Raw genomic sequence first — 23,435 nt, 5'->3', positions numbered from 1 at the left:
CCTTCAGGCCAGCAGAGCCATCGCCGGTAAACCGACCGCAGCCTCGCTCGCATCAGACGCAAGAACCGATACCCCGGATGCTCGCAACACCGGGGCAAAGGCCTCGCCCATCAGCAACAGTACCGGCCCCGCAAGGGCAGGCAAACCCGTCTGCGCCAACTGACCCAATGTCATGGCGCACTGCATCCCCTGCAAACTGGCGTTTTCTACCGCACACACCGGCGTTGACGGCGGCTTTCCGGCCGCCAGCAAACGCTGGGCAATCAGGGCGGCTTGCCCGCCCCCATGTAAATTGCCACTGTTTGTGCCGCGAGACTGACCGGCAGCCATTCAGAATCATCCGGGTCATCGTGCGGGTTGACGCGCGGCGTCACAAACGCAAGGCTGCGGGATACCCCGCGCAGCGTAAGGCTGGTTTGAAGCTGTGCCGCGGCCGCACACGCTGCCGTCACCCCGGGCACAATGTCAACCTCGATACCGGCGGCACGACACGCCTCAAGTTCTTCGGCCAGGCGACCAAAAACCGCCGGGTCACCCCTTTCAGGCGCACGACCTTGAGGCCTTGCCGGGCATAATTGACCAGCATGCGGCAAATCAAGGCCTGGGGGATACTGGCCTGATTCGCCCGTTTACCCACAGCAACCCACTGTGCCCCGGGCGCAAGTTCAAACATGCCGGGCGCGTCCATCAGGGCGTCATACAAGATCACATCGGCTTCTCCAACGATGCGCCACGCCTTGCGTGTCAACAACTCAGGGTCGCCCGGCCCCGCGCCAATCAGTGCAACCCGGCTCATGCCTGCCCCCTGTAACGCGTGGCGGCTTTGCCGTTTCGGTGCGAATCTGGTCAGCGGCCGCCGCAAATGTTTCCTTGCCCAGTCGCGCCACCGCATCGCGGAAGGTCTCACCGGGCAGGCGACTTTCAAGATAAGTATCCAGGACCTGCTCAACCGCATCGGCAATCTCGTTTTCAGAGAATGCCCGCCCCACAATCGTGCCCAGTGCAGCAGGGGCACCGTGGCCGGAATGCCCCCTAACAACAACTGATAAAACGCAGCACCATCTTTATCGACACCCAGAATGCCGATATGACCCACGTGATGATGGCCGCAACTGTTCATGCACCCTGAAATCCGGAAATCCAGCGGACCAATCGTTTCCTGGGCGTCCAGGCTTTCATAACGCCGCGCGATTTCCTCGGCAATCGGCAGCGACCGCGCATTGGCCAGGGCGCAATAGTCTCCCCGGGGCACGCCACCATATCGCCGATCAACCCTCCAACGGGCCGCGCCAACGATAACCGGCCCAGTGCCCTGAAGATCTCGGGCAAATCGCTTTCACGCACGGCAGGAAACAGAATGTCCTGGGTGTGGCTGACCCGGACGAAACCTTGGCTGAACGTATCCGAGACCGCCGCCAACGCTTCCATTTCTTCGCTGGTGAAGTCGCCGGGTGCGCGGCCAGCCCCTTCAAGGGCACCAATACGGCGGCATAACCGGGTTGACGATGCGGCAAGACATTGCGTTCGCGCCAGCGTTCAAAAGCGCGCCGCTCGGCCCCATCGAACGGCACGCGATCCAGCGGCTGGCCTTGCGACCAGTCAGGCTCGACAAATGACGCCTGAATGCGCGCCAGATCTTCCTGTGACAGTTTTTGGGGGCCGTCTTTGAGGGCCGCCCATTCGGCCTCGACCATGTCGCGGAACGCATCAATACCCAGCGTGCGCACCATGATCTTGATCCGGGCTTTGGTCAGGTTATCCCGACGCCCCAGTTCGTTGTAGACGCGCATCACCGCATGGGTGTACGTCAGCAGATCAAACCATTCAAGCCGCTCGCGCACAACAGGCCCCAGAATCGGTGTGCGCCCGAGCCCGCCACCCACCCGTACCCGAAAGGCCACCACGGGCTCGACAGCCACCACCTCGAACGCCAGATCATGAATCTGCACCAGGGCACGGTCTTCGGGTGTGCCTGTCAGGGCCACCTTGAACTTGCGTGGCAGAAACGTGAACTCGGGATGAAAGGTGCTCCATTGCCGCAGGAGTTCGGCGTAGGGCCGGGGGTCAAGCAGTTCTTCAGGGGCAATACCCGCCCTGACATCACTGGTGATGTTACGAAGGCAGTTTCCACTGGACTGCACGCCATGCAGGCCGACCTGGGCCAGGTCATGCAATGCCTTAGGGGTGTCATCAACCGAAATCCAGTTCAACTGGAAGTTCTGGCGGGTCGTCAGGTGGCCATAGCCACGATCGTACTGACGCGCCACCTGCCCCAGGGTGCGCAGCTGGCGGCTGTTCAACATGCCGTACGCGATGGCAATACGCAACATGGGCGCCTTGCGCTGAATGTACAGCCCGTTCTGCAAACGCAAGGGGCGCAACTGGTCATCGCTCAGGAAGCCTGCCTTGTTGCGGCTGATTTGCCGGGAAAGCTGCTCGGCCCGTTCGGTAAGACGGGCCACATCAAATTCACTGGGTTGGTACATGGTCGGCAAAAAATAAGTATCGTCCATGCATCTTATGACCCGGTCATGACGCCCGTCCAACATCAGTTCTTAATTAAGACATACCTTTTTGTCATTAAGCCGCCTGATCAAACGTATTCATGCGGTAACCCAGGCCTCGCACAGTCTCGATCGCACCGGGGGCAGTTTTTTACGCAAACGGCCAATGAATACGTCGATGGTATTGGAGTCACGGTCGAAGTCTTGCGCATAAATGTGTTCGGTCAGGTCAGTGCGTGACACCACCTGCCCCGCATGCTGCATCAGGGTAGCCAGCACACGGTACTCGTGTCCGGTCAGCGTCAGGGTCTGCCCGTCGACCGTAACGCGGGCCGCACGGGTGTCCAGCACCACCGGGCCACACACCCACTGGGCACTGGCATGGGCACTGTTACGGCGAATCAAGGCACGCAGCCGGGCCAGCAGCTCTTCCATGTGAAACGGTTTAGTCAGATAGTCGTCGGCGCCCGCATCAATGCCACTGACTTTTTCATCCCAGTTGCCGCGCGCGGTCAGAATCAGCACCGGCATGGCGCGCTGCGCCGCTCGCCATTTACGCAGCACGGTCAAACCATCCATGACCGGCAAGCCCAGATCAAGTACCACCACATCATAGGGCTCGACCTCACCCTTGTAATGCGCATCGGCACCATCGTGGGCCATATCCACCGCGTAACCGGCCTGTTCCAGTGCCTGCCGCAACTGTTCTGCCAATGCCAATTCATCTTCAACAACCAGCACCCGCATTATTTTTCTCCTTGAACTGCACACCGCGCCCCTTCAGACCGATGACCTCGCCGGTGCTGGCGTCAACCTTGAGCTTGATGATATTGCCGGCCGGCTGCAACAGCTTGATCTCGTACTCGTAAACGCCGTCATCTTCTTCAAACTCGATTTCAACGGGCTCCCCGGGATAATCGGCCATGACTTTGTCAAGAACATCGCGCAACGACAAGACCTTCCCTGCCAGCAGGGCCTGACGCGCCCGGTCGTGATCATCATCGTCGGCGAACACCGTGGCCGGCAGCAGTGCGCCAACCGACACGACCAGGGCCATGACGGCGACAGCCAGCGGCAACAAGCGATTGAGTGAGAACGGTATTTTCATGGGTATCCCCTTGCAAGCCGACAGGCCCGGCGACCCCTTCTTTTACACCGGACTTCATGAATGCCACATGAACGACGGCTTCACGTTCAGTTCATGATCAAAATCGCACAATGACGACATGCATCAGGAATTGCCCCGATGCCCCAATTTTTTCAGGAGATCATCATGAACACACGTATCCGCCAATCGGCTGCCATTATCGCCCTGAGCAGTGCCGCTCTGATGGCCGCCACACTGCCTGCACACGCCCAGATTGCCGCCGCCAACGCACCGGCCGCACAGCAAGCCACGACCCAGGCCCAGGGCGACTGGCTGAACCTGCGCCAGATCTACGACAAGCTTGAGGCGGCAGGCTACACCGACATTCGTGAAATCGATCGCGAGCGCGGTGGCTATGAAGCCAAGGCCCGCGACGGCGAAGGACGTAAAGTCAAACTGTACATCGATCCGCGTAGTGGCGAAGTGCTCAACCGCAAGACCCGCGACGACGACTGATCGGTTAAGCTGCACGCCTTGACCCCTGTAGCGCCCCCATCCCGGGGGCTACGAAAACTCAAGAAATACCAAAGTACCCGGGTCAGATGCCTCGGCCAGTGTCAACCGCCACCCCAGACGTTCAGCCATCAAGGTGACCAGATACAGACCCAACCCGCTGACCGGGCCAGGCGAATCCGCCAACTGGCGGGTGCCCTCAAGCACTTGCCGACCGTCTGGCGACAAGCCGGGGCCCTCGTCGCGAATCTGGACCCCCGGGCGTCGAGCGTCACGAAAACCCGCCGGGCTGTGTGCTGCAAGGCATTTTGCAGCAGATTGCGCAACAGCATTCGAACCATCACCGGATCAGCCTGAACCTGCCCCGGATCGGACACATTGACACATACGCGAGCCCGGACAGGAAAATCGGCATCCAGATCATCCAGCACCCTGGCCAGCTCAGTGGCCACCACAACGGGCTCGGCAAGACGGGCGTCATGGCTTTGCTTGCGCGACAACGCCAGCAAGACGTTGACGTTACTGTGCATCTCGGTTGTCGCCCGACGTACCCGGGCCAGGGTCGCCTGATCGGCCGACGTCAGGCTGCCGCGCTGCTCAAGCACATCCAGTGCCCCGGAAATCACCGCGATCGGGGTGCGCAATTCGTGGCTGGCAAGACTCAGCAATGACTTTTCACGGCGCACATACGATTCAAGCTCGGCCACAAACGTGTTGAAGGCACCGGCAATCGTGGCCAGCTCTGCATCGCGCCAGTCGGTGGGAAGCCCCGGCATGCGAGCCCCTACCGGCACATGCTGGATCTGGTCGGCCAGACGGCGCAGTGGGCGCGTCACACCGCGTGCCGCCATAATGGCCAGCACGACTGCCATCAGGACGATGATCGCGCCAACGACCCACAAGGCAATCAAGAACAACCGTTCACGCGCCTCAAAGTGCGAAATATCACGCGCCAGATACAGCTCGCCCTGCGGCAGAACGGAAATATCAACCAAATACGTATGCGTACCAAGTTTTATCTCTGCCGAAAAGGGTTTGGGCAAGCCTTGAAACACCTCGGGCAAAACGTCAAGGGCCTGAACGGCCGCGGATGGCCCCACGGCGGGTCGCCAGACCAGCGTCTGACGCAGTCCTTCCTGGCGATACGGCTGCGTCAAATCGTGCTTCTGCGCAATGAAGTAATCACGCTCTTCGACCATTTCGACCCCGAGCAAAGTGTTCTCGAGGTCTTCATTGACCAGCAACGTTCCTGCCAGCATGGTGACCACCGACACCAGGCTGACCAGAATCGTGACACGATAAATACGATGGGCGATTGACCTCATGAAGCGGATTCCTGTGGCGACCGCAGGCAGTAGCCGCGTCCGTGCAAGGTTTTGATCAGCGTCAGCCCGAAATGATCCTGCAACACCTTGCGCAACGCATAGACGTGCGTTCGCAGGGTATGGCGATCAACTTCGCGCTCGCCCCAGACGTCAGACAAGCGCTCGTACGAGACAAAGTCAGGATACCCCCGCACCAGCGCCTCAAAAATTTTGGCTGCAGTGCCCGACAATTCCAGGGCCGCATGGCCGGGTACGCTGACGCGCAGTCGCCCCGGATCGAAGGACAACCCCGGGATCTGCACTGCGGTTGTGTGCCCCCTTCGCGTCGCCGCGCCAACGCGTCAACCCGAAGCTGCAACTCTTTCAGATTGAAAGGTTTAACCAGATAGTCGTCGGCCCCCGCACCAAAGCCCTGCTCTTTGTCAGGCAACTGGTCTTTGGCCGTCATCATGATGACCGGCGTCGTGCTGTCAAGGTCGTGGCGCAAGCGGCGGCAAAGTTCAAACCCCGAAACCCCCGGCAGCATGACATCCAGAATGATGACGTCATACGTCTGACTGGCCATCAGGTGCAAAGCCGTCAAGCCATCAGAGGCAAAATCCAGTACATAGCGCGACGAACCTGAAAAAATTCGAAAAGGTTTTCGGCCAGTGCCTTATGGTCCTCAACAACAAGTAATCGCAAGGGGCTGTATTCATTGGATGGATCGGGATTGGGCAAGAGGCGCGGCCGCTGTGGCAGTCTTGCCAGCCGCAGGCGTGACGCGCAGCAAATCAAAATGCCGGCTTTCAAACACTTTGACTGCAGCCCCCGACACTGCGGAAACCGGTGGATAACCCTTGGGAACCGCCAGCCAGAAATCACCCCCGTCTCGCATGATGGCCGGCACGTCGTCATGGCTGACACGGGTTGCCGTCTCTTGGGAATAAAACCGGGCAGAAAACGGCAGATCATCAAGATAATACAGCGGCTGGCCGGCGTCACGATGCTGCTGCACATACTCGACCAGCCATTTTTCCGTTTTCAATCGCCCCGGATCCGCCTGCATCCAGAACATCAGCACGGCGGCAACCAACGGCGCAACGTACACCAGAAACCCTGTCCCATAACGGACACCCGACGACCCCGGACGCTTCAGGGTCAAGGCCACCAGAAGACTGAATGCAGGTAATGCCGGCAACACATACGTCCACAAAACGTTACCGGAGATCGTGAAAAACAAAGGCGTAAAGACGACCCAGCCCAACAGGTAAACGACGCGTTGATCGCCAAGCTGCCGGCCAAGCGTACGACGCTTTGATTCGGAGACCATTTGCAGCAGCAACACAACCAGGGCGTAGATCCCCCACGGAAATGTGGCCTGAAGCCAGTAGTACCAGATCATGCCATAGGCCGCCTGATGAGCAGTTCCATAGCGATCTCCGGCCCAACCGGGATCAAGAAAACGGCGAACGTGCTCGCCGATCAGGAAATAATCCAGAAAACCCGGGGTTTTCAGTTCAGCAGCAATGTACCAGGGCAATACCAGAATCAAGGTGAGCAACAGACCTGTGACCCACGGCAGCCCCTTGATGGCCGAACGAGCCTCACCAAACAGTAAAAACCACGGCAACACGGCACCGCCCACCAGCACCAGGGCCAGCGGCCCCTTGGCCAGCAAACCAATGGCCAGCCCCAGAAAAAACTGTAGCGCCAGAACACCGTGGGTCTGCACCCGGCCATCACCACACCCGCCATGCTCAAGGTGGTGCCCAACGTGAGATACGGGTCGGTCAGGACCGCCCCCGACGCAATGAAGACCAGAGCGCTTGAGGCATAGACCAGCACAGCCCGTCGGGCAACCGCACGATCAAACCATGTCAATGCCATCTGGTACAGCACCCACAGCGTTGCGGCCGTGACCAGCCAGGACGGCAAACGAGGCACAAAATCACTGACACCCAACCAGCGAAACGCAGCCGCCTGAGCCCAGAACGACAGCGGCGGCTTCCCCAGAATGGAACGCCCGGTTCAAACCACGGCGTGATCCAGTCACCACTGGCCGCCATGAGGCGGGCGATTTCGGCATAGCGGGGCTCGGTCGTGTCTGCAAGCGGCATCATGACCATCGCCAGCAACGGAACGCCCAGCAACAACATCAACAACAGACTGAAATGACGATCACGCCACATGACGGGTTCCTTTGACATCGCGAAACACCGGCCGCTGACCTTCGCGGACGCTCACGGTAATATCGCGCACCAGATAAACCGGGCGTTGTTTCGCTTCAAAGTAAATTTTCCCGACATACTCGCCCAGCAAGCCAATGGAAAGCAGCTGGGTTCCACCCAATACCGTCATTATGGCAATCATTGACGGATAGCCGGGAACAATCTCGCCCAGCACCAGTGTCTTGAGGATGATCCAGGCACCAAACAGCACCCCGCCAAAAGCAATCAGGGCACCCAGCACCATGGCCAGCCGCAAAGGAGCGACCGAGAACGAGGTAATCCCCTCGAAGGCCAGCCGGAACAGCGACAGGTAATCCCATTGGCTATGACCAGCCGCCCGTGGGGCACGGTCGTACTCGATGACCGTCGTCGGCAAACCGATCCAGGCGAACAACCCCTTCATGTAGCGATTACGCTCGGGCAAACGGGACAACGCCTCGACCGCCTTTCGGCTCAGCAACCGGAAATCACCCGTATCGTGGGGGATATCAACGGCGCTGATGCGGCTCAGCAAGCGATAGAACAAATGCGCGCTCCAACGCTTCAAGGCCGTCTCACCGGCACGGGAACGGCGCTTCATGGCCACGACATCGGCCCCGTCCTGCCAGGCCGACAGCATTTGCGGGATAAGTTCGGGCGGGTCTTGCAGGTCGGCGTCAATGACAATGATGGCATCGCCCCGGGCGTGTTCAATACCCGCCGTCAGGGCCGCTTCCTTGCCAAAATTCCGGCTCAGGCGCACCGCCCTGACCCCCGGCACACGCTGCGCCAGATCAACCAGATACTGGCCGCTGCCGTCCGTACTGCCGTCATCTACCAGTACCAGCTCATAACGAACCGGCAGGGGCCCCAGCACGCTGTCCAGCCGCTGATGCAGGACGGGCAGGACGGCGCGTTCGTTAAACACCGGAATGACCACTGACACCAGCGGCCGGCCGGTTGTTGTCCGGTCAAACCTTTCTTGAGAATTCATGACATTGCTCACACGAGACGTTGATCACAGAGCCCGTACGATACGCAGGGGGCCAACAAGGAAACGTCAATAAAACATCAAGAAAACATCAAGAACCTGTAGCCAGGGAAGCCGCATGAAAGGTACGTCTGAAATGCCTGTTTGCAAACCTTGTATACGTCACATAATTCCATTATGCTTTTCCATTCGTAACCAAAAAGCGCGGCAGAATCAAGCTGTGCTGTGTGGCGTTACCCGTCACGCCCCGGGAAGCTCAACCCCATACTCAACAGGACAACCGCCATGACTGCCCAAAACGAACCCGTCGATTCTCCTGAAACGGTCGAGCAAGACCAGGCGCTTGAAATCGTCAAGCCCACCGTCGACCTTGATGCGGCCAATGCGCAGGCCGAGCAAATCATCAAACGCCAGGTGAAGTGGGCAGCGGCAGCGGCCATCGTACCGATCCCGCTGCTTGATCTGGCGGCACTGGCCACAGTCCAGGTCAAAATGATCAAAAACATCGCGCAATGCTACGGTGCCGACGCCAGCGAAAGCTCGCTCAAACCTTTGGTGGCCTCGTTGCTGGGCACACTGGGGGCCGCCGGCATCAGCGGCGGTCTGCTGGGCTCGTCAGCAAAAGTCGTGCCGGTCACCGGCACCATCCTCGGCAGCATCGGGTTTGCCGCGTTTGGTTCTGCTGCAACCTATGCGCTGGGCCGGGTCTTCGCCTCACATTTTGCCTCGGGCGGGACGCTTGAAAACTTCAGCGCCAGCGCCGCCAGCAGCCGCCTGAAGGCCGAATACCAGAAAGCCCGCACCGAGTAACACCATGATCCTGTCCGTTCTGGCCTACGTACTGCTCAGTCTTGTCGTCGGCTTTGTCGGGCGCAACAGTCGGGTTGGCTTCGTTGGCGCCTTTGTGCTGTCGCTTCTCCTGACCCCCATCATCATGGGCCTGGCCTACCTGGTGGCAGAGCCCCGCAAGTCACCATGACGGCAGGGCTTGATCTGCATAGGGCCAGCGATGTCTAACCCAGGCAAGCCCCGTCGCACGGGCGCATTTCTGCTAAGGCTGCTGGGCCGCTCAAATCAAAGGGGCGACCAGGCCCTTTTTCTTTGCCCGCGTTTCTGGACATGTGGCAGCAACAGGGTGCCCGCGGCTTTTTAATGGCCTACGCGGTCTTGTCGGCAGCGGCCGGGACCGGCATTCTGGTTCTGCTCAACACGGAAGCCGAACTGCTCGAAAAACAGGGCTACTCTACCCTGCTCGCGGTGTTTTTCATTGTTTTATTGCTGGTTTACCGATTCTCGCAACGCATGCTGGTCGCCAATGCCGCCGCCGAAATCGAAGAGTCCTTGCATGAACGGCGGCAAACCATTGTCGGCAAAACCCTGAACCTGTCTCTGCGAGACATAGAAAACCTGCGGGGCGAACGTGTGGTAAACGGGCTGTCGGCCTCATACGATTCGTTGTCACAAGCCGTCGTACCCCTGGTTTCGGGGCTGGAAGGCCTGGTCATGCTGGTATTCATGTATGGTTACCTGCTGTACCTTTCCCCTGCGGCCGGCCTGTTAACCGCGGTGGTGGCAGGGCTTTCCGTTCTGGGCTATTTAAGTCTTAACCGCCAGCTCGACACCACGTTGCGTGAAACCGAAGAAAGCAGCCAGCGCTTTCAAAGCTACGCCACCGCCCTGGTTCAAGGCAACAAAGAGCTGCGCCTGAATGCGCAGCGCCGGGCCGGGCTCGAACACGACATGGTTGAAACTTCGGGTCTCATGGCCAGAAATCGCTCGACCAGCGCCCATATCCTGGCCCAAATTCTCACCACCGGCACCTCGGTATCGTATCTGTTGGCCGGCAGCGTCGTGTTTGTGCTGCCGATGCTGGCCGACATCCCCGGTGCCGATATTTCACGTATTGTCATGGCCGTACTGTTCCTGATCGGCCCGGTCGGTTCATTGGCCAACAGCATCCAGCACTTTGTCGTCGCCCGGTTCGCCTTGCGCAGCATCGAACAGTTCGAACGCCGCATCGACGAATGCGTCGCGGCCACCCCCGAACACACCGATATCCCTGCCGCGCCATTTAACGGGTTGCAGCTTGAGCATGTCGGCTACCAGCATCGGGCCGCACAAACGGGCAACGCTGCGGGGTTCTGCATTGATGACATCTGCCTTGACCTGCGCCCCGGCGAAATCGTTTTCATCACCGGGGGTAACGGGTCGGGCAAGACGACCGCACTGCGCGTGCTTACCGGACTTTACCCGCGCGACAGCGGTTCCATCAAGGCACTGGGTACCACCGTACCCGCGCATGCTCCGCAATGGTATTGCAACCTGTTCGCCGGCGTTTTTTCCGATTACCACGTTTTCCCGCGCGCCTACGGGCTTGATGATACCGGGCTTCTCATCCTTGAACAGTGGCTGACACGGCTGGGCATACGCAGCAAACTGCCCGACGATCTGTCAAAGCTGGAAACCGAAGCTTTGTCCACGGGCCAGAAAAAACGGCTGGCACTGGCACTGGCCCTTGCCGAGCAACGCCCTGTGCTGGTGCTCGATGAATGGGCAGCTGACCAGGACCCGGCCACACGCAAGGTGTTCTACACCGAAATCCTGCCCGAACTCAAAACCCAGGGCAAAGCCATTATCTGCATTACCCACGACGACCATTATTTTGATTGCGCCGACCGGCGTTTTCATATGTCTGAAGGGAAAATGACCCTGGTAGATGCCCCATGAACGCCAAACTGAGACACAAACTGCGGCGCCTGACGGCCGGCCTGATTTTCGTGCTGCTGATCTTCATTTTCCTGGTCATTGTGCTGTGGGATGCCATCGTCAAGACAACGCCGGTTGGCCATGCCAGCGTACTGTGGCACCGCTTTCCGGTCAGTGCCGAAAACTCGGTCGGGCCGTTGCGTGAAGGGGTTCACTTCATTCAGCCCTGGGACCAGTTCTACACCTACGACCTGCGTCTGCAAACGCGTGACCACGACTTCCAGGTCGTGTCAAAAGACGGTCTGCATTTCAATATTTCACTGACCATCCGCTGGCTGCTGTTCCGTGAAAAAGTCGTGCTGCTGAACCAGACGATGGGGCCTGACTACGTGAACAAGCTGCTGGTGCCCAAGGTAGGCTGGGCCGCCCGGCGTGTCGTGGCGCGTTACTCGGCCGAAGCGCTGTTCACAGAGAAACGTACCGAAGTGCAGGAACTGCTGTACGAAATGATTACCAGCGGTTCTCCCGAAAACGGCATTGCGGCCGAACCCCGGGCAAACGTGACCCGGATGATGTCCTCGAGCTGGTTGATGTCCTGATCCGCTCTGTCGAGCTGCCGCCGCAAATCCGCAAGGCTATCGAGAACAAGCTGGAACAGGCCCAGATCGTCGAAGAATACCGTTTCATCGTCAAGCGCGAAGAACTGGAAACCGAACGCAAGCAGATTGAGGCCGAAGGTATCCGCACATTCCAGGAAACCATCGCGCCCGCCATTTCAGACAGCTACCTTAAATGGCGCGGTATCGAAGCCAGCCTTGAACTGGCGAAATCACCCAACAGCAAAATCGTGATTTTCGGCAACAGCGAAAGCGGGCTGCCGGTCATTTTTGACGCTACCGACAAGAACGCTCCGGCGGTCAGCTTGCCCGGTGCAACGGCGGCCCGTACCGGAACCTCTGCAGACGAAGAAAACCGGCAGGCCCCTGACTCATCACAAAAAAACAAGCCAGAGGCTGGCAATGGTTCGGCTGCAGTGCGTCCAGGGCCGCTGGCAACGCCCAACCTGGCCGACGGCATGCCGCCCGTGCCTGGGCCCATGCGAGGCTATAAAGACGATGGCCCAAGCCATCGCTACCCGACCGCTCGTCCGCACGAAAGGTAAACACCATGGTTGACCCCAACACGCCTGACTCCACGGGTGCCGCCACCCTTGACACCGCCAAACCCCAGCCCTCTGTCATCGGCCAGTCACGCGGCACCACGCCCGCACTCGCTGACGGCGGCCCGTTACCGTGGCCAGACGGCCTGCCACCAAACGGCGTACAGGCGCTGATACGGGCGGCAGCCTCGGTCGGCCAGGCCATCATCTACCGACCTGACGGCGCTGTACACCGGCTGCCCTACGCGCAACTGCATCAAAACGCACTTGGCGTACTGGCCGGCCTGCAGCAAGCCGGCCTGCAACCCGGGCAAACACTGCTGGTTGCTGCCAATGACGCCGAGGTGCTGCTCACCGGGCTTTGGGCCGCCATTCTGGGCGGGCTGCAGGTCAGTGCCATCGAACTGCCCGACATTCAGGCCGAGTTTTCGGCCTACCAGCGTCTGGACGCCGCCTGCACGCTGCTCAATGACCCGCCCTTGCTGCTTGATTCGACCGGTGCCGCCGCGCGCGCCACATCCCGGCCATCCACTCCCGGCGGGTTATGAGCTTTGACACGCTGCGCCAAACGCCCGGCGACCAGGCCAAAATTCACTCACCCGACCCGACCGAAACCGCCCTGATCATCCTCACCTCGGGCAGCACCGGCCTGCCCAAGGGGGTAATGCAAAGCCACCGGGCCCTGGTGGCCATGACGGCCAGCCTGCTGGGCCATGCCTGCAAGGCCAGCGCCAACGACGTCCTGATGAACTGGTTGCCGCGCGACCATGTCGGTGCCATGGCGTTCGTGTTCATGGGTGCCGTCATTCTGCAAGCCAGCCAGGTTCACGCCGATGTCGGTTATGTATTGGCACAGCCCGAGCGCTGGCTGCAACTGGTTGATACCGAAAAAGTCAGCATCACCTGGTCGCCCAATTTTGCCTACGAACTGCTGGCTCGCGCAGCACGCGCTACATCCACCCGTTACAACCTGGCGTCGTTGCGCGCCATTTTCAACGGCGGTGAAGCCGTCAATGAGCACGCCCTGCTGTCCAGTGTGCGCGACCTTGAACAGCACGGGTTGAATCCCGAAGCCATGATCCCGGCATTCGGGATGTCGGAAACCTGCGCCGGCATCAGCCGGGGCAGGCTGGGTCACACCATCGGCGCCTTCACCAGTCTGGGGCAGCCGATTGCCGGCAGCCGGTTTCGTATTGTTGATGACAACAACCAGGTGCTGACTGAAGGTGAAATCGGCAACATTCATGTCGAATCGCCGCAATTGTTCACACGCTATTTTGGTCAGCACGAACAGCCCCCGTGTTGGTGACACCGGCTGGTTCGACACCGGTGATGCCGGCTTTATCGCCAATGGCGCGCTCTACGTTACCGGGCGCATCAAAGATACGCTGAATGTACGCGGGGTTACGTTATTTGCGCATGAGCTGGAAAACACGCTGGCACGCATTCCCGGTATTGACCCGACCCGGCTGGCCGTCACGCCTTTTCTGCCGGAAGGCGCCACCACAGAAGAAATTGCGGTTTATTTCTCCAGCTACCCCGAGGCGGGTCTGGCCGATGACGCCACGCTGTCGGGGCTGATTGCAGCCATACACGACAGTCTGCGTTCAGCCCACGCTGTCGCGACGCACTATCTGGTGCCGCTGAGCCCAACCGCGTTCCCACTGACCCCCGTAGGCAAAATCATCAAGAAAGAACTGCGCCAGCGCCTGGAACGGGGCGACTATGCCTCCTCGCTGCAACGGGCACACGACTTGGGCAAGACGCAGACACGACGCGCTACCGGTTCGGTCGACGACAACAGTACACCTGCCACCGACCCGGCGGCCTCCTGTCTGGCCGCCTTCATCGCCCAGCTGCTGGAAGAACCTGCCGTGGGTGCACATGACGACTTCTTCCTGATTGGCGGTGATTCGGTCAGCGCCACACGCCTGGCCGCCGAGCTGTCAGAGTGGTTTTTCACCGATATCCCGGTTGCGGTCATTTTCCAATGCCCGACACCCCATGCTCTGGCAGAGCACCTGCGCCGCCAGATTACAGACTCTGAACTCTTCGAAACCGTAGTTGCCCACCTGAACCAGACTCTGGACGGTCCAGCGGGAAGCTCCTGACGTTTTACACACCCATGAAGCGACTTTCTGCCCAGGACCACCACGCATTAAAAGCCCTTTTACAAAAAAGGGGCTGTTGGCCAAAACCCCGGCAGAGAACGGGTCTGCAGCAAACGACCCGCCCCCGTTCTGGCCCGTCCAGTCGGCGGTAGAGCGCCTGTGGTTACAGGAGTGCGTCGACGGCGACAGGCGTGTGAATGGGCTGGGGGTCTGGGTACGCTTTGAGCAACCGTACGCGTTGACACGCATCACGCAGGCCCTGCAAGCCCTGGTCGAGCGCCATGAAACCCTGCGCACCGTTTACGAGACACGCGACGATCAACTGGTTGCCAACGTGCAGCCTGCCGCCACGGTGGTGATGGCTCCGGCTATCACGACCCCCGACCCGACTGCCCTGACCGCACTGCTGGACACATCAAGCCCAGGCCTGATGCATGACCACAACTGGCATATCCACCCCGTTCTCGAAGCCTCCGGTCGGTGCACCGGTCTGGTCTGGCTGATGCATCACGCCGTGTGTGACTGGTTCGGTTTGCAGGTATTGGCCCATGAACTGTCGACCCTGCTGCAGGGCGGGGATCTTCCTGACGATAGCCCCATGCAGCCACGCCAGGTCAGTGCGCTTGAACGGCAACGCCCGGCCAGCCAGACAGACACGCTGCGCGCCTACTGGAGAACCCGGCTTGAAGGGGCTCCCGAGCGCTTTGCCCCGCCCGTCATGCTGGCGCACACGCCCCCTCGCCCGACGAACCCGCGTGCGACCGCTTCTGCGTCACGATCGAGCCAGAGAAAGCGCAGGCCCTGCGCACCCTTTGTCGCCAGCTGAAAACCACGCCCTGGTTTTTCTTGCTGACGGTCTTTGTACGGCTTTTGCAGCGGTTGACACTGAACAATGAGCTGGTCATTGCCACGACCATTGCACACCGCGACCGGCCGGGTACCGCCGGGCTGGCCGGTTGCCTGAGCGACCTGATCCCCTTGCGCTGCGACCCGGCACCCGACGCCCCCTTCATTGACGCCTTGCGTCATATCCAGGCGGCTGTCAGCACCGACATGGCCCATGCCGGCCTGGGGCTGCGTCAGATCATGGACGCCGCACAGCCGCAGCGCCAGCCGGGCAGGGCACCACTGACGCAAATCATGTTCAACATGCTGCCGCCATTTGCAGCACCCGGCATCACACTGACACCGGTCCCCTTGCCGGTACCCCGCACCGACCTGGTACTGGAAATCGCGGAACACGATACCTTCAGTGCAGTCCTTGAATGCCGTCGCAGCCACTTCCCCGCCGGGTTTGCACAGACACTGGCGCGCTCCTGGGAACACGATGTAAACCGTGCGCTGACGGCGGCCACACCGGGCACACACCTCGTGACACCGGTAGCCCCACCATCCGGTGTACCGGTTGTCGCACCGGGCGCACCTGTGACTGCAGCGGCCAAAGCGGTCATCACACGTGCCGAACCTGCACGACTGCCCGTCTCCCGCGTTATCGACCTGTTCACACAACAGGCGCGTCATACACCCGACGCCACCGCCCTGATCGCGAACGGCCACACACTGTCGTACACAGCGCTGCTGGCGAAGGTTGATCTGCTGGCCAAACAACTCAATGACCACCCGGCATTTACGACGGGCTGCCGGGTGGCCATCTGGCTGCCCCGTAGTATCGAACTGGTCGTGGCGGTGCTGGCCTGTCTGAAGGCCGGCGGCGTCATGATGCTGCTCGACCCGGCCCACCCCGAACAACGCCAGCGCCAGATTCTGGCAGCCGCCGACCCTGATATTCTGGTTGCAATGTCTGACACCGACGTCCCCGCGCCCAGAACATTGCCCGTACTCCATCCGCCGGGTATACGCGAACAACAACCAGCGGCACACGGCCAACCACCGGCGCAATCAGGCCCGACGTCAGACAAGGCCCACCCGGCCAGTGCACACCCATCAGCGATGACGGTTGCCCGCCACGCACCCGATGCGGCCTTCATTGCCTTTACCTCCGGGTCAACGGGCACTCCAAAGGGGTCGTCTGCACACAACACGCCCTGATCAACCGTCTGGCCTGGTATGCCTCGACATTCCCGGCATTGCCTGACGATGTGGCCTGCCTGAAAACATCACCGGGGTTCGTCGATAGTTATGCCGAAATGCTGGGCCCACTGTGCGCCGGCATCCCGTTGGTCATTGCACCAGACGACAGCGCGACCGACCCGGTCGCCTTGTCAGCCCTGCTCGGCCGGTACAACGTGACACGCCTGGTGCTGGTGCCCACGTTGCTGCGGGCCGTGCTGGCGCACGGCGACATGCCCCGTCTGCAATCGCTGCGGCTCTGCGCCTGCAGTGGTGAGCCGCTCGACACGTCGTTGGCCCAGGCATTCCTGAAAGCCGTCCCCGGGTGCCGGCTGATCAACATTTACGGATCCTCGGAAGTCACCGCCGATGCAACCTGGGCCGACATTACACCACCGCTCGGGGCGCGCACCGACATCGGCAAGCCCTTGCCCGGGGTCGCCGTTGCGGTCGTCGATGCGGCAGGGCACGCTGTGCCAGACGGTTTCCCCGGGGAACTGGCCATCAGCGGTATCGGCCTGGCCGACAGCTATCTTGATGATCCGGCACTGACCGCCCGACGTTTCCAGCCATTGCCCGCATTCGGCGGGCAACGTGCATTCCTGAGCGGTGACCTGGCCATGCAAAGCCCGGGCGGGCCTTTGTTGCTGCTGGGCCGCCGCGACCGGCAACTGAAACTGGAAGGCGTACGCATTGATGCGGCTGAAATTGAATCAGCCCTGGCCGCACAACCTGGCATTTTATGCAGCCGCGTCGTTCTGGATAACAGCACAGTGCCGCCCCGCCTGATCGCAGCAGTTGTGGCGAGAACGCCACCCGACGAATCGGCGCTGCGCCGGCACCTGCACACACACTTGCCACGAGCGGCCATTCCGCATCAATGGGTCTGGATGGATGCGCTGCCCGTCGGGGCTACCGGAAAAACCGACGACGCCGCCCTGCTGGCCATTGCGCGGCAAGCCCCCGCGCCGGCACACAACGCTGTCCAGAGCCGGGAACCATTGCGTACCGACACGGAACGTCTGCTGGCACAACAATGGTCAGACATTCTGGGGTGCCGCATTACCGGTCGGGACGCCCATTTTTTGATCTGGGCGGTACATCGCTGAAAGCCATCATGGCGATGAACCGGCTGCGCAAGGCAACCGGCCTTGTCACCGATGTGCGCTGGCTGTTCGAAACCCCGTCACTAGCCGCCCTGGCCGAACGTATCGAATGCACCGAACAGGCGAAGCACACCGGCACGGACACGCTCAACGCACCCGGTCGGCCTGAGCCCGACGCCATCGTCGCCTTGACCGCCCCCTGACAACGGAAGCGCCACTGACATTCAACCAGCAATGGCTGATCCGGGAATACGCCTCGCACCCGCAGCGCACCGCCTACAACCTGGCCATTGCCTACCGTTTCGACGGACAACACGACACGGCGACGCTGCAGCGCGCCTTGCAATACCTGTCAGACCGTCACCAGGCGCTGCGAACCCGGCTGAAACAAAACCAGGGGCAGTGGGCTCAATCTATCGACCCGCCCGGCACACCGTTTCAGGTCATTTGTCACGATACGCCCTTGATGAACGATGCCACTGCGGCCGGGCACCGCGACAGGCTGGCCGGCCAACCCTTCCTTCTGGATGGCGGCCCCCTGTTCAGGGTTGAAATCTGTCGCGTCAACACCGAACGCCTGTATCTGATCATGACGGCGCACCATGCCATGATCGACGGCTGGTCAAGCCAGCGCCTGATGCAGGATCTGACCCGCCACTATGCCGCCCTTTGCGGCCTGGAGGCCCACCCTGACAACACCCCACCGGGAATCGGTGACATTGCCCTGCGCCAGCAGGCCCGACTGGCCGCAGTGTCAGAGCCCCTGCAGGCCTATCGGCAGGCGGTCTCCCAGGCCCGTTGCCCCCGCATCCCGTCAGCCGGGGGCGGCAAACAACGCGGTGGACCGCTGGCCCGTCTTGTCATTACCGGATACGACGGGCGAACGGACAGCAACGGTATCACCCCATTCGTGCAGGGCCTGTGCGCCCTGACCTTTGCCCTGCAGCAATTCAACCTGCTCGACGGTCCGGTACGCATCGGGTTCCCCGAAGCCGGGCGGCATGATCCCGATCTGGAAGACAGCGCAGCCTTTCTGGCGAACACCCTTCTGGGCAGCTTCGACCTTGCCGGACAACGTACCTGGCCCGAGGCCCTTCAAGCCATCCAGACTCACGTCATGCAGGCGCTGTCCTTCCGTGACATTCCCGCATTCTGGTTGCAGGATCTGGGATGGAAAGGACTGGACGACCGCACTGACGACCTGCATGTCATGGTGGTACCCGAGCAGGACTTTGACTGGAGCCTTGTCTTGCCCGGGTTGCAGATCACCAGCCTGGGACAGGCGCCATCCACCCAGGCCCGGGTGGATCTGGCGCTGACCATTACCTCTGCCCCGTCAGGGGTACTGTCTTCGGTCTGGAATACGACAGCCAGCGAATCCCCGCCGATGTCGCTGAACGTCTGGCCGGCGTTATCCGCATTGGCCTGACGCTGGCCACAACACCGGCATCCGGTACGGCAGCCCCGACAGACCGCGCCGGTCAGTCACTGTGTGAATGGTACCGGCATCTGCCGGAACGGCTGGCACTGTCAGGGTCCGGTGAAAACATGCCATGGCAGCCGGCCCTGCCCCATGAAAACATGCCAACGCAACATGCGTTTGCCAATGAAAACACACGCACGCCCCAGCGCCTGGATACGCTGGTGGCGCAACACGCGGCACGCAGGCCAGACCAGCGCCTGGCCGTCGACCTGAATAAAACGCTGAGTGCCGCACAGCTTTGGACACGCGCCTGCGAACTCGCCCTAGCCATGCGCCAACACCATCCGGCACCAAACACCATCGCCCTGGCCATGGAGCGCTCGACCGACTGGCTGGCCTGTCTGCTGGCCATCTGGCAAAACGGGGCCACCGCCGTCATCATTGACACGCAATGGCCGGCCGAACGAGCCGATACCGTGATCCAGGACAGCGGAGCTGCCCTGCTGTGGACCGACACGGGCGGCGTCAATATTCCCGACTGCGCAGACGTCGCACCCACTGAAGCATCACCGTTTCAGGACACGTCAACAACGCACCCGAACCCGGTTGCGGCGATTGTCTACACCTCGGGCTCAAGCGGTCGTCCCAAAGGCATCCCCATCCGTCACGATGCCCTGGTCCGGCTGGGCCACAGTCTGGCCCGTCATTACGCGCTGACCCCGGACAGCTCGATTTTGCAGGTTGTCGCCCCGGCATTCGATGTCACGCTGTCAGACATCGCCATGAGCTGGTGCACCGGCGCCACCCTGGTCACACTGCCACGGCACTCGGTCATGCCCGGGACCACCCTGAACGAAACCCTCGATGCATGGGGTATTACGCACATGCAGGTACCCCCGCTGTTCTGAACAGTACGGCGGCCCGTGCCCACCCGTCGCTGAAGGTCTTGGCCGTGGGCGGGGAAATCTGCCCGACCCATACGCTGGAGGCCTGGGCATGCAACCGTACACTTTTCATTGTGTATGGCCCGACAGAAACCACTGTCACGGCCAGCCTGACCCGATACACCAGTGGACAAGCTCCGGGCAGCCCGGGAAAGGCCATTGCAGGCAACCGCATGGCCATTATCAATGAGGCCGGTCAGCCCGTTTTGCATGGCATGCCCGGCGAGCTCCTGATCGCCGGCCCCCAGTGTCGCCCAGACCTATCATGGTCACGCCCGATCACTGGCCTCGGCCTTTGGCCAAACCCGGCTGTTCGGCGAACTGTGCCCGGCCTACCGGACCGGCGACCGGGCCTGGATGGATGAGCACGGACACGTGTGGTTGCTCGGTCGTCTTGACCGGCAATTCAAGATCCGCGGTCAGCGCATCGACCCCGAAGAAATCGAGGTCACACTGCGACAGCACCCCGCCATCGGGGCAGTGGCCGTTACCGCGCAGTCCGTCAACAACCCCTCGTCGGATACGACACCGACCGACCGCGAGATCATCGCCTGGGCCGTTCCGTCCCACGACCCCCTGCCGTCTGACGAGGCCTTGCGCCAATGGCTGCATGAGCGCTTGCCCGCCGCGTGGTTACCGTCACGCTGGGTGCGCCTGGAAGCGCTGCCATTGAACGCAAACGGCAAGACCGACTGGACTGCCCTGACCCGCATGGCCCGCGAAATGCCGGCACCCGGCATCAGCCCCGGTGCGCCAGATACCGTGGCCGACCCCGGCAACGAACACACGCGGCCCCAAGAGACGGCGATCAGGGGTACCAACACCGCCAATGCCGCAGTGCCACCGTTTGAAGACCGTGACGATCTGGTCGATTTTCTTTACACCTGCTGGTCTGAACTGCTGGAGCGCGACGATATCGACACTGACCGCAGTTTCTTCGACTACGGAGGGCACTCGATGCTCACGGTAAAACTGCATGAACGCCTTGAACAGGCTACGGGTCTGACCTTGCCCATCGGCGAAATTTTTGGCCATCCGACGCTTGACGCCATGGCTGACTACCTGCTTGAACAAATCACCACCAGGAACGCAACACCATGACGCAACCCTTGTCCGACCTGCTTGAACGACTGGCCCAGGCCGGTATCCGGATCTCTGCAGAAGGTGACAAACTGGTGCTGCAGGGTCGGGCCGGCGCCCTGGATGCCAGGCTGCAAAATGAGCTGCGCGAGCGCAAGGCCGAACTGCTCGCCTGGCTGACCCGCAGCAACAACGCACCCCGTCGCTACCCCCTGAATGCCGAGCAAACACGGCTCTGGTTCATGGACAAGCTCAGCCAGAACGACCAGGGGTTCGTGCTGCATGCCTCGTTTTTGTTGCGCGGCACCTTGGACACGGCCCTGTGGCAACACGCCGTCGCCCAAACCGTTGAGCGACACGCCATCGTATCGGCCCGCCTGGCGGAACACGACAACGAAGCCTGGCTGGAAATCACCGGCCAGCGACCCGGACTCGAGCTGTGCCCTGAAAACGCGCCGCACACCCTGCCGGCCGGCCAATTGTTCCGGGTCATGCTGCAGCCCTGCGACGGCCACCACCGGATCACCTTCCTGATCCACCATATCATCGCCGACCGGACATCCATGGCGATCCTGATCAACGACTGTTTCAGCGTTGCAGGCGGTGGCCGTCTTGCGCCGGCAGCACAATTCACCGAGGTGCTGCAAACCGCTGATCAAACCCGGGAAACTCCGGAAGCCCTGGCGTGGTGGCGCAACACCCTGGACGGCGCTCCGGCCGAAATCAGCCTGCCACTGGATCACCCTCGCCCCGCCGAACGCGGCCAACGTGCGGGCATGCTCAGCCTGCCACTACCCGACGATGCCGACCTGAGCGACATTGCCCGTGCAAACGGGGCCACCCCGTTCATGGCCTATCTGGCGCTCTATGCCTGGTTGCTGCAGCGCTGGAGCGGTGATGACGACATGGTCATTGGTTGTCCGGTGTCTACCCGGAAAACCCGGGCTGACCAGGACATGGTCGGTTTTATGGTCAGTACGGTACCACTGAGGCTGCAGCCCGCCCTGAACGACGACCTGGCCACACGCATCGCCCAGGTGAAACATGCCCTGCTGGGTGCACTGGACCAACCCGGCGTTACCCTGGATCAGATTGTCAGCGTACTGAACCCGAAACGCCATCTGAACCGCAACCCGCTGTTTCAGGCCATGTTCGTGCTGCAGGCCCAGCCCTGGCACCGCCCACCCTGCCGGACACGACCATCGAAGCGCTGCCGGTTGCCCCGCTGGCACCTGAAGTTGACCTGAACCTGAGCCTGGAACGCACAAGCGACCCGCATGCCCCTTGGCTGGCCCAGCTGGAATACGATCCCGACCTGTTTGACGAACGAACCATTCGGGCTTTTCTGACGCAGTTCGTCGACCTGTGCCAGTCTGCTGCGGCACAGGGAAGCGGCCGACAACAGCCTGCATCGCCACACGCACCCGCGCTGTGGCAAGGACCGCCGGCCAGCCTGCCGGACCGCCCGATCCATGACCTGATCCTTGACACATTGCACGCCATGGATCCCGGCACGGTTCTGCTGACGGATCACCACGACAGTCTGTCCTGCGGGCAGGTACTGACCCGGATTGAGCGAACGGCTGATGCCCTGCACGCCCATGGGGTCACCCGGCAAACGCGTGTCGGCCTGTGTTTGCCCCGGCTGACTGAACGGGTGCCGACCTTGCTGGCCCTATGGCAATGCGGTGGATGTGCGGTTTTCCTGCCCACCGACGGCCCTACCGACGCCATCCTCACACGCGCCCGGCAAGCCGATGTCAGCATTCTGGTCACCGGCGCCGACAGCCCCGACCTTGATGGGGCTTCAGCGCATGACCTGCGACGGATCGCGTGCCAAACGCTGCTGGACACGACCGCCACGGCATGCCCCCTGTTCCCTTTCCACCAACAACAGGGCTGGACGTCCTGCCCGCCTACGTGTGCTTCACCTCGGGCTCAACCGGTGAACCCAAAACCGTTTTCATCAGCCATGCCAGCCTGCTGAATCACGCCCTGGACACGCGTCACCGTTTTGGATTGCAGGCCCATGACCGGGTCCTGCAATTTGCAGCGCCGGCATTCGACGTCGCCCTGGAAGAAACCCTGCCTGCACTGCTGGCGGGTGCTCCTCTGGTTCAGCCTGCGCCGGTACAGACCGGGACCTGGACGCTTTTGAGCAGGCTTTGACACAACACGGCATTAGCGTTGCCAATCTGCCCGCAGCCTTCTGGCACACCTGGGTGCA

General features: G+C 61.2%; 24 protein-coding genes and 7 pseudogenes. 18 read left to right on the top strand and 13 right to left on the bottom strand.

The window, feature by feature from the left end; all coding sequences use genetic code 11:
• Positions 1–3: 3 nt before the first annotated feature.
• The 6 genes and pseudogenes from N7E01_RS10080 to N7E01_RS10055 form a co-directional block, all read right to left on the bottom strand.
• Positions 4–330 (bottom strand): SAM-dependent methyltransferase, encoded by a 327-nt coding sequence (locus tag N7E01_RS10080; protein ID WP_289175869.1) that lies wholly within the window; start codon positions 328–330, stop codon positions 4–6.
• Positions 264–476, bottom strand: coding sequence for an SAM-dependent methyltransferase (locus N7E01_RS10075; protein ID WP_289175789.1), 213 nt, complete (start codon positions 474–476; stop codon positions 264–266). The genes N7E01_RS10080 and N7E01_RS10075 overlap by 67 nt, the downstream gene beginning before the upstream one ends.
• A complete protein-coding gene (locus tag N7E01_RS10070; RefSeq protein WP_289172799.1) occupies positions 449–796 on the bottom strand; it encodes a uroporphyrinogen-III C-methyltransferase in 348 nt (115 codons plus the stop codon). The genes N7E01_RS10075 and N7E01_RS10070 overlap by 28 nt, the downstream gene beginning before the upstream one ends.
• Positions 753–2,486 (bottom strand): annotated as a pseudogene (locus tag N7E01_RS10065) (nitrite/sulfite reductase). The gene N7E01_RS10070 and the pseudogene N7E01_RS10065 overlap by 44 nt, the downstream one beginning before the upstream one ends.
• Positions 2,487–2,580: 94 nt before the next feature.
• Positions 2,581–3,251, bottom strand: a pseudogene (locus N7E01_RS10060) (response regulator transcription factor).
• Positions 3,232–3,612: a PepSY domain-containing protein gene (locus N7E01_RS10055; protein WP_289172798.1), complete on the bottom strand. Its 381-nt coding sequence runs from the start codon at positions 3,610–3,612 to the stop codon at positions 3,232–3,234. The pseudogene N7E01_RS10060 and the gene N7E01_RS10055 overlap by 20 nt, the downstream one beginning before the upstream one ends.
• 165 nt (positions 3,613–3,777) lie before the next feature.
• On the opposite strand from N7E01_RS10055, the gene N7E01_RS10050 reads away from it, so the two are divergent.
• Positions 3,778–4,107, top strand: coding sequence for a PepSY domain-containing protein (locus tag N7E01_RS10050; protein WP_289172797.1), 330 nt, complete (start codon positions 3,778–3,780; stop codon positions 4,105–4,107).
• A 128-nt stretch (positions 4,108–4,235) separates the two neighbouring features.
• Here the strand turns inward: N7E01_RS10050 and N7E01_RS10045 are convergent, their stop codons facing one another.
• The 7 genes and pseudogenes from N7E01_RS10045 to N7E01_RS10020 all read right to left on the bottom strand — a co-directional run bounded on the left by N7E01_RS10045 (position 4,236) and on the right by N7E01_RS10020 (position 8,612).
• Entirely contained in the window at positions 4,236–5,429 is a 1,194-nt protein-coding gene (locus N7E01_RS10045) for a sensor histidine kinase (protein ID WP_289172796.1), read from the bottom strand.
• Positions 5,426–5,716 carry a winged helix-turn-helix domain-containing protein gene (locus tag N7E01_RS10040; protein ID WP_289172795.1) on the bottom strand — a complete coding sequence of 97 codons (291 nt, stop codon included), beginning with the start codon at positions 5,714–5,716 and terminating at the stop codon, positions 5,426–5,428. Before N7E01_RS10040 ends, N7E01_RS10045 begins: the two co-directional genes overlap by 4 nt.
• Before the next feature lie 116 nt (positions 5,717–5,832).
• Positions 5,833–5,994 (bottom strand): annotated as a pseudogene (locus N7E01_RS10035) (response regulator); the annotation flags it as partial.
• Between the two features lie 129 nt (positions 5,995–6,123).
• On the bottom strand, positions 6,124–7,143 hold the full coding sequence (locus N7E01_RS10030) for a glycosyltransferase family protein (RefSeq protein WP_289172794.1): 1,020 nt from the start codon (positions 7,141–7,143) through the stop codon (positions 6,124–6,126).
• A 14-nt stretch (positions 7,144–7,157) separates the two neighbouring features.
• A pseudogene (locus N7E01_RS18855) lies at positions 7,158–7,373 on the bottom strand (phospholipid carrier-dependent glycosyltransferase); the annotation flags it as partial.
• Positions 7,289–7,600, bottom strand: coding sequence for a hypothetical protein (locus N7E01_RS10025; RefSeq protein WP_289172793.1), 312 nt, complete (start codon positions 7,598–7,600; stop codon positions 7,289–7,291). The gene N7E01_RS10025 and the pseudogene N7E01_RS18855, both read right to left, overlap by 85 nt.
• On the bottom strand, positions 7,590–8,612 hold the full coding sequence (locus N7E01_RS10020; RefSeq protein WP_289172792.1) for a glycosyltransferase family 2 protein: 1,023 nt from the start codon (positions 8,610–8,612) through the stop codon (positions 7,590–7,592). Before N7E01_RS10020 ends, N7E01_RS10025 begins: the two co-directional genes overlap by 11 nt.
• Positions 8,613–8,894: 282 nt before the next feature.
• Between N7E01_RS10020 and N7E01_RS10015 the strand changes: the two genes are divergently transcribed.
• From N7E01_RS10015 to N7E01_RS09935, 17 genes and pseudogenes are all read left to right on the top strand, one after another.
• Positions 8,895–9,419, top strand: coding sequence for a YcjF family protein (locus N7E01_RS10015; RefSeq protein WP_289172791.1), 525 nt, complete (start codon positions 8,895–8,897; stop codon positions 9,417–9,419).
• Positions 9,420–9,423: 4 nt separating this feature from the next.
• Positions 9,424–9,588: a hypothetical protein gene (locus N7E01_RS10010; RefSeq protein WP_289172790.1), complete on the top strand. Its 165-nt coding sequence runs from the start codon at positions 9,424–9,426 to the stop codon at positions 9,586–9,588.
• A gap of 122 nt (positions 9,589–9,710) precedes the next feature.
• Positions 9,711–11,336: a cyclic peptide export ABC transporter gene (locus N7E01_RS10005; protein WP_289172789.1), complete on the top strand. Its 1,626-nt coding sequence runs from the start codon at positions 9,711–9,713 to the stop codon at positions 11,334–11,336.
• A complete protein-coding gene (locus tag N7E01_RS10000) occupies positions 11,333–11,914 on the top strand; it encodes a prohibitin family protein (protein WP_289172788.1) in 582 nt (193 codons plus the stop codon). The genes N7E01_RS10005 and N7E01_RS10000 overlap by 4 nt, the downstream gene beginning before the upstream one ends.
• 248 nt (positions 11,915–12,162) lie before the next feature.
• On the top strand, positions 12,163–12,477 hold the full coding sequence (locus tag N7E01_RS09995) for a hypothetical protein (protein WP_289172787.1): 315 nt from the start codon (positions 12,163–12,165) through the stop codon (positions 12,475–12,477).
• Between the two features lie 5 nt (positions 12,478–12,482).
• On the top strand, positions 12,483–13,022 hold the full coding sequence (locus N7E01_RS09990) for a hypothetical protein (RefSeq protein ID WP_289172786.1): 540 nt from the start codon (positions 12,483–12,485) through the stop codon (positions 13,020–13,022).
• Complete coding sequence (locus tag N7E01_RS09985; protein WP_289172785.1) at positions 13,019–13,783, top strand: AMP-binding protein; 765 nt, start codon at positions 13,019–13,021, stop codon at positions 13,781–13,783. Before N7E01_RS09990 ends, N7E01_RS09985 begins: the two co-directional genes overlap by 4 nt.
• Positions 13,719–14,585, top strand: a complete 867-nt coding sequence (locus N7E01_RS09980; protein ID WP_289172784.1) for a non-ribosomal peptide synthetase — start codon at positions 13,719–13,721, stop codon at positions 14,583–14,585. The genes N7E01_RS09985 and N7E01_RS09980 overlap by 65 nt, the downstream gene beginning before the upstream one ends.
• A gap of 76 nt (positions 14,586–14,661) precedes the next feature.
• On the top strand, positions 14,662–15,411 hold the full coding sequence (locus N7E01_RS09975; RefSeq protein WP_289172783.1) for a condensation domain-containing protein: 750 nt from the start codon (positions 14,662–14,664) through the stop codon (positions 15,409–15,411).
• A pseudogene (locus N7E01_RS18850) lies at positions 15,363–17,764 on the top strand (AMP-binding protein). Before N7E01_RS09975 ends, N7E01_RS18850 begins: the two are co-directional and overlap by 49 nt.
• 8 nt (positions 17,765–17,772) lie before the next feature.
• Positions 17,773–17,964, top strand: a complete 192-nt coding sequence (locus N7E01_RS09960; protein WP_289172782.1) for a hypothetical protein — start codon at positions 17,773–17,775, stop codon at positions 17,962–17,964.
• Positions 17,961–19,190, top strand: a complete 1,230-nt coding sequence (locus tag N7E01_RS09955; protein WP_350495034.1) for a condensation domain-containing protein — start codon at positions 17,961–17,963, stop codon at positions 19,188–19,190. The genes N7E01_RS09960 and N7E01_RS09955 overlap by 4 nt, the downstream gene beginning before the upstream one ends.
• 119 nt (positions 19,191–19,309) lie before the next feature.
• A pseudogene (locus N7E01_RS09950) lies at positions 19,310–20,493 on the top strand (AMP-binding protein).
• Complete coding sequence (locus tag N7E01_RS09945; RefSeq protein WP_289172780.1) at positions 20,486–21,229, top strand: phosphopantetheine-binding protein; 744 nt, start codon at positions 20,486–20,488, stop codon at positions 21,227–21,229. The pseudogene N7E01_RS09950 and the gene N7E01_RS09945 overlap by 8 nt, the downstream one beginning before the upstream one ends.
• Positions 21,226–22,455, top strand: a complete 1,230-nt coding sequence (locus N7E01_RS09940) for a condensation domain-containing protein (RefSeq protein WP_289172779.1) — start codon at positions 21,226–21,228, stop codon at positions 22,453–22,455. The genes N7E01_RS09945 and N7E01_RS09940 overlap by 4 nt, the downstream gene beginning before the upstream one ends.
• A gap of 254 nt (positions 22,456–22,709) precedes the next feature.
• Positions 22,710–23,009: pseudogene (locus tag N7E01_RS18845) on the top strand (AMP-binding protein); the annotation flags it as partial.
• 32 nt (positions 23,010–23,041) lie between these two features.
• Positions 23,042–23,377 carry an AMP-binding protein gene (locus N7E01_RS09935; protein WP_289172778.1) on the top strand — a complete coding sequence of 112 codons (336 nt, stop codon included), beginning with the start codon at positions 23,042–23,044 and terminating at the stop codon, positions 23,375–23,377.
• Positions 23,378–23,435 lie beyond the last annotated feature (58 nt).

The sequence above is a fragment of the Neopusillimonas aromaticivorans genome (genome assembly GCF_030344915.1).
In the GTDB taxonomy this organism is placed as follows: Bacteria; Pseudomonadota; Gammaproteobacteria; order Burkholderiales; family Burkholderiaceae_B; genus Neopusillimonas; species Neopusillimonas aromaticivorans.
The sequence above is the reverse complement of the archived record's forward strand: the minus strand, read 5'-3'. Positions and strand labels throughout refer to the sequence as shown.